6 protein-coding genes are annotated in these 4630 nt (G+C 65.0%); 3 read left to right on the top strand and 3 right to left on the bottom strand.

Features of this window, described 5'->3' with window-relative positions; all coding sequences use genetic code 11:
* The coding region (locus WCB02_RS40445; RefSeq protein ID WP_423968232.1) for an enoyl-CoA hydratase-related protein at window positions 1-318 on the top strand (318 nt) is incomplete at its 5' end.
* Window positions 319-431: 113 nt separating this feature from the next.
* Here WCB02_RS40445 and WCB02_RS40440 read toward each other — a convergent pair.
* From WCB02_RS40440 to WCB02_RS40430, 3 genes are read right to left on the bottom strand one after another with little or no spacing between them, the layout of a single operon-like run.
* On the bottom strand, window positions 432-806 hold the full coding sequence (locus WCB02_RS40440; RefSeq protein ID WP_423968230.1) for a DUF6285 domain-containing protein: 375 nt from the start codon (window positions 804-806) through the stop codon (window positions 432-434).
* Complete coding sequence (locus tag WCB02_RS40435) at window positions 796-1794, bottom strand: phosphotransferase family protein (protein ID WP_423968228.1); 999 nt, start codon at window positions 1792-1794, stop codon at window positions 796-798. Before WCB02_RS40435 ends, WCB02_RS40440 begins: the two co-directional genes overlap by 11 nt.
* Window positions 1791-2582, bottom strand: a complete 792-nt coding sequence (locus WCB02_RS40430; protein WP_423968226.1) for an enoyl-CoA hydratase/isomerase — start codon at window positions 2580-2582, stop codon at window positions 1791-1793. The genes WCB02_RS40435 and WCB02_RS40430 overlap by 4 nt, the downstream gene beginning before the upstream one ends.
* A 170-nt stretch (window positions 2583-2752) precedes the next feature.
* Between WCB02_RS40430 and WCB02_RS40425 the strand changes: the two genes are divergently transcribed.
* Window positions 2753-3532 (top strand): SDR family NAD(P)-dependent oxidoreductase, encoded by a 780-nt coding sequence (locus WCB02_RS40425; protein WP_423968224.1) that lies wholly within the window; start codon window positions 2753-2755, stop codon window positions 3530-3532.
* 374 nt (window positions 3533-3906) lie between these two features.
* Window positions 3907-4530: a flavin reductase family protein gene (locus WCB02_RS40420; RefSeq protein ID WP_423968221.1), complete on the top strand. Its 624-nt coding sequence runs from the start codon at window positions 3907-3909 to the stop codon at window positions 4528-4530.
* The last annotated feature ends 100 nt before the right edge of the window (window positions 4531-4630 follow it).

Here is a 4630-nt window from a genome sequence, read left to right as displayed (position 1 = left end):
GCCATGGGCATGATCCTGACCGCGCGCCACGTCAGCGCGAGGGAAGGTCTCGAGCTCGGCTTTGTCAACGAGGTGGTGCCGCAGGGTGAACTGCTGGCGGCGGCCGAGCGCTGGGCGGAGACGATCTGCAAGAACTCGCCGATGTCGATCCGCGCCTCCAAGCAGGCGATCCAGAAAGGCATGGCGGTCTCGCTGGAGCAGGCCATCACCGAGCAGCGCGATTATCCGGCGGTCAAGGCCATGGCGGCCTCGCAGGATTATGTCGAGGGGCCGAAGGCGTTTTCTGAAAAGCGCCCGCCGAAATGGCTGGGAAGATGAGCGACACGCCGCACCCCCTCGTCATTGCGAGGAGCGACAGCGACGAAGCAATCCAGGACTGGCGTTGCCAGAGAAGGGATTGCTTCGCTTCGCTCGCAATGACGTACTGACTCTCACTTCGCCTCCAGCTCCCGCCGGTACGACGCGTAGTTCGGCTGATCGACCGCGAGCTTGTCCAACGTGGTCTGCCACAGATGCTCGGCGACGCCGAGCGTTTGCAGATCGACCTCGCCGTTGGCGATCCTCCCGGCGAGCGCGCGGTTGAGCTCGAGCAGCGGGCCTTCCTGGCCGAGCAGATGCACCAGTCGCGCGGCCTCGGAGGCAGCGCTGCCCTGTTCCAGGGTCAATTGCCGTGTCACCAGGTCGAGCATGTTGATGGCGACCCTGAGCTTGAATGCGTGATGGCCTGCGATCAGCGGCGCGATGTCGTCGCGCAGGAAATCGGCGACCGCCTTGGTCAGTTCGATCGGTGTCGGTTCATCCTGCATTTGAATTTCCCCGAGGTGCCAATAACCGCAACAGGTCGATCTCGGTTTCCGACGCGCGGCGGCCGATCATGGCGCGCTCCATCGCGTGGTCGGGCCCGCTGCGAAAGCGCTGCATCATGCCGCAGCACATCACGCCCCAGCGCAGTGTGCCCATGACTTCCCAGAAGTTGACGCGCTCGAGGTCGACACGACCGCCGGCTTTCGCGTAGCCGGCAAACAGCTCTTCGCGCGACCCAAAACCGCCGACCGGCTTGTCGATCTCGCCAAAGCGCCAGGAATTGACGCAGACCCAGCCGAGATCCTCCATGGGATCGCCGAGATGCGCGAGCTCCCAGTCGAGCACCGCGCGCAATCCATCAGGGCCGATGATGAGATTACCGTGGCGGAAATCGCCATGCAGCAATGTGACCTCATCCGGCGGACCGGGATCGTGGCCGCGCAACCAACGCAGCGCCAGTTCGAACACCGGGCGCGGCCAGTCGAAGCCGCGATATTCCCGCTCCAGCTCGGCAATTTCCTGCGGTGCAGTCGAGACGCGCAACGCCGGCAGTTTGGCGCGCGACAGGGCATGAATGCCGGCCGCCACCTCGCCGAGCCGGCGCGCCAGGATCGGACGCGCCCTGGCAAACGCCTCGTCGCGCAGAATCTTGCGCGCGATGGTCTCGCCCTCGATCCGCTGCATGATGAAGCCGACACCGAGTCCGTCGCCGGGTTCCAGCACATGCAGCACGCGCGGCGACGGCAGGCCGGCATCGTGAGCAAGCTGCATCAGCTGCGCCTCGGCATCGAGGCCGGCGGCCCGCGTCGGCGCCGCACCATAGCCTTTTGGCGCGCGGCGCAGGATGGCGCCCACGTTGCCGCCGGGATGCACGATGTCGAACGACCAGGTCTCCTGGCTGGCGCCGCCGGAGAGTTTTGCGGCGCCGGTCGCGCCGGTCGCCCCCGGATAGAAGCAAGCGGCGCAACGCGAAAGCGCGGCCTCCATCATTTGCCCTTGAAGTGCGCCGGCCGTTTCTCCAGGAACGCGGTGACGCCTTCCTTGAAATCTTCCGTCGCGCCGGCGCGGCGCTGCGATTCGAATTCGAGGTTGAGCTGCTCCTCGAAGGAATTCTCCGGGCTGTCCCAATAGAGCTTGCGGATCAGCGATAGCGCGACCGTCGGCCCGTCGGCGAGTTCATGCGCCAGCTTCAGCGCTTCGTCCATCAGGCTGCCGTCGTCATAGACGCGGTTGACCAGTCCCCATTCCAGCGCCTTCTCGGCCGACAGCTTCTCGCCCATCAGCGACAGTTCGACCGAGCGCGCCTTGCCGATCAGGCGCGGCAACAGCCAGGTTGAGCCGCAATCCGGCACCAGCCCGATGCGGCGGAACGCCTGCAGGAAATAGGCGGAGCGCGCGACCAGGATCATGTCGCCCATCAGCGCGAAGCTCATGCCGGCGCCGGCGGCCGGCCCATTGACCGCCGTGACGATCGGGCAATGCAGATTGCGCAAGCGGCGCAGGAACGGATGGAAGCCGGTCTCGAGAGCCGCACCAGCATTGCTCTTGACCGATGTCTGCTGGTTGCGGCCCTGCAGATTGGCGCCGGTGCAGAACGCCCGCCCTGCGCCGGTCAACACCACGCAGCGCACATCGGATTTCAGTTCGTCAATTGCGTCGAGCGCCTCGGCCAGGCCGCCGAGCATGTCCATCGAGACCGCATTCATGACCTCCTGGTGGTTGAGCCGGAGGATTGCGACCGGGCCTTCGATGTCGAGTGTGACGTGCTTGAATTGCATGGTTTCCTCCTGGCGCTGCGGGCCGCGGTCGTTGGCGCCGCGAGCGGATCAGCCGTCTTGCTCAGATTCACGTGTCCCATATTTGATTTTTGCGGCAGGCTTGTCCATGCTTGGGGTCGGACATTTTGCGGAACGCGTCGCTGATGCGCGTCACAAAAGGGGGAACGCCCATGACGATTTTCGACCTGTCCGGCCGCGTCGCCGTCATTACCGGCGGCAATGGCGGCATCGGCCTCGGAATCGCGCAGGCACTTGCGTCGAGCGGCTGCAATATCTCGATCTGGGGCCGCAACGCGGAAAAGAACCAGTCCGCCGCCGGGACGATGGCTGGCGGCCCCGGCCAGGTCGACACCCGAATCTGCGATGTCGCCGATGCCGCCTCGGTGAACGATGCGATGAAGGCCGTGCTCGATCGTTACGGCCGCGTCGACGGCTGCTTCGCCAACGCCGGGATTGGCGGCGGCGGACGGCGCGCCTTCATCGACCGCACCGAGGACGAATGGCGCAAGATGTTTGCGACCAATCTCGACGGCGTTTTCCATGTGTTCCAGGCCGCCGCGCGCCACATGACCGAACGCGCTGCGTCGGGCGACCGGTTCGGCCGGCTGGTCGCGACCTCGAGCCTGGCCGCGCTGTTCGGCACCGCGCGCAACGAGCATTACGCCGCAACCAAGGCCGCCATCAACGCGCTCTGCCGGGCGCTCGCGGTCGAACTGGCACGGCATGGCGTCACCGCCAACGCGATCCTGCCCGGCTGGATCAGAAGCGACATGACCGCGCGCGTCCTGGCGGATGAAAAATTCGTCGGTGCCGTGATGCCGCGGATCCCGATGCGGCGGTTCGGCGAGCCCGGCGATTTCGGCGGCATCGCAGTGTATCTCATGAGCGCCGCGTCGTCGTATCACACCGCGGATTGCTTCGTGATCGACGGCGGCTACACGGCGTTTTGACATGTTTTCATTTCTCGTCGCGGCCGGGCATGGCGGTCCAAGGAGCGGGGCCGTCATTGCGAGCAAAGCGAAGCAATCCATCGCGCCACAAAGAAAGTATGGATTGCCTCGCTGCGCTCGCAATGACGGAGGAGACACGTCCGCCAGCTCATGGCGCGACGCTCTGAAGACTGCTCGTCCGCACGAGCGGGTGATGACGAGAGGATGACCGGTCCGCTGGCGAGGCGAAACTCAGCCAAGCCTCAACTCGGCCGACCCCCAAGGTGCGTCCTGCCTCGCGAATGCCGGGTATGCGCAGCTCACCGGTCGCTTTATCGTGCGCGAATGCCAGACTGGGCTCCGTCGGACAATCGCTCGAGACAAGGAATGCGTACATGGAATATGCGGCTGCCCATCTCACGTCCCGCGACCGCTACAAGATGCTGGCCTCATTCGTGTTGCCGCGGCCGATCGCCTGGGTGACGACGACTGGCCCGACCGGCGTGGTCAACGCCGCGCCGTTCAGTTTCTTCAACGTGTTCTGCGAGGATCCGCCGCTCTGCATGTTCGCGATCAACCTCAGGCCCGATGGCCGGCCCAAGGATACGCTGACCAATATCCAGCGCAGCGGCGAGTTCGTGGTCCATATCGCCGACGAGCCGTTGGCGCACGCGATGCATGAAACAAGCGGCGACTTTCCACCCGAGATCGGTGAGCCCGACTATGTCGGGTTGAAGCTTGCGCCCTCCACGGGGGTCGCGGTGCCGCGGCTGACCGACGCGCCGTGGGCGATGGAGTGCAAGACCTGGAAAATCATGGACGTCAACCACGACCGCCAGTTCATCATGGGCGAAGGCATCCATTTCCACATCCGCGACGAGTTATGGGATAAGGACGCCATGCGCGTGCATATGGAGCGCTACCACCCGATCGGCCGCATGTTCGCGGACCGCTACTGCCGCACCGATGATCGGGTGGTGTTTCCGGCGGCGCAGGGCGTGGCGGCCGGGTCATTGTAGATTCTATGGGGCGGGTTGGAGGCGACTCGTCCGCGGTAGCTCAAAGAGCGAAGGCGGAAGCCATAACCTGCCATTCAGCTGGTCGCAAAGCGGTGGGTTA

The sequence above is a fragment of the Bradyrhizobium sp. genome (genome assembly GCF_049581145.1).
Lineage (GTDB): Bacteria > Pseudomonadota > Alphaproteobacteria > Rhizobiales > Xanthobacteraceae > Bradyrhizobium.
Note: the sequence above shows the minus strand (reverse complement) of the source record. Positions and strands in the feature narration are given on the sequence as shown.